This is a genomic window from Flavobacterium bomense (genome assembly GCF_003970355.1).
This window is the reverse complement of record NZ_RYDJ01000221.1, coordinates 1-1,125: the sequence shown is the minus strand read 5'-3', so window position 1 is coordinate 1,125 and position 1,125 is coordinate 1. Positions and strand designations below refer to the sequence as shown.

2 protein-coding genes are annotated in these 1,125 nt (G+C 38.7%); one reads left to right on the top strand and one right to left on the bottom strand.

Annotation, left to right across the window (positions count from 1 at the left end; genetic code table 11):
- Positions 1-405: glycosyltransferase family 9 protein (locus EKL98_RS16895; RefSeq protein ID WP_148104467.1), on the top strand; the 405-nt coding region annotated here is incomplete at its 5' end.
- A 130-nt stretch (positions 406-535) separates the two neighbouring features.
- Here EKL98_RS16895 and EKL98_RS16890 read toward each other — a convergent pair.
- On the bottom strand, positions 536-844 hold the full coding sequence (locus EKL98_RS16890; protein ID WP_126563227.1) for a hypothetical protein: 309 nt from the start codon (positions 842-844) through the stop codon (positions 536-538).
- Between the last annotated feature and the right edge of the window lie 281 nt (positions 845-1,125).

Sequence of the window (1,125 nt, the reverse complement as noted above, 5' to 3'; positions counted from 1 at the left end):
AATCATAAAATTTTGCTTTTTGGCGGCGGAAAAAAGGAAATTGAACTTCTAAATACACTTTCTAAAGACAAAAAAAACGTAGTGGTTGTTGCTGGGCAACTCAAGTTTCAACAGGAATTGCAACTCATTTCTAATCTCGATGTAATGCTTTCGATGGACTCTGGAAATGCGCATATTGCGGCGATGCTTGGAGTAAAAGTCATTACACTTTGGGGCGCAACGCATCCGTTTACGGGATTTTCGCCTTTCAATCAACCCTTAGAAAATGCTATGGTTTCGGATAGAAATTTGTTCCCAAAATTACCCACTTCAGTTTATGGGAATAAAATTGTAGCAGGTTATGATGATGCAATGCGCACGATTTCAGTTGAAAGTGTAATTGATAAAATCAATTCTTTTTTATAGACACGAATTTGCTTCGCCAGTTCGCTATCGCTCGGGTCACGAATTTGCACGAATTTAATTAGAGTAATTATTACACGAATGCTTTGTTGGTGAAATTTTTTAATTCGTGTTAATTGGTGTAAAAAACAAATCACAAATATATCTTCTCATCCTGACAACGCTTTAAAATATATCTTTTTAGATTCGAAATGGTTGCTGGATAGTCTGGTGCTTCGTACCCAAAACGCTCGTGTTCCGCTTGTTCTTTCTCGATGGCATTGCAGCCTTTGATGACTTCCTTGAGCATATCGAGCATTGCCAATTCTTTGTTGTTGGTTTTCTGAAATTTGAACTCCACGATTTCATCCTGCAATTGCTCGCAATAGTCCAAAAGTTGCGCTACTTCGGGTTCGTCTAGAAGGGAAGGGTTGGTTTTGAATATTTCTCGGGTGGATTTCATTTTAGGTGACTTGGAGGTTTTATTAATCCTGTAATGGCGAGTAGTCATAAACTACTTTTTTGAATTTTTAACGGTTTCGGGCTTGGCGAAGGTGACGATTTTCACCACGAATGATGATGCAAAGAACCAAACTTTGATTAACCACAAATGTGTCTTCGGAGCACTGAACCGCCACTTTTGCCAAACCCGTGTTAGTGGCTGCCCGAATTCGTCCATTTATTTTACTTTTACCTTTAATAGCTTACTACCTGCTACTGCATATCCTTCTGTCGTAGAATAAA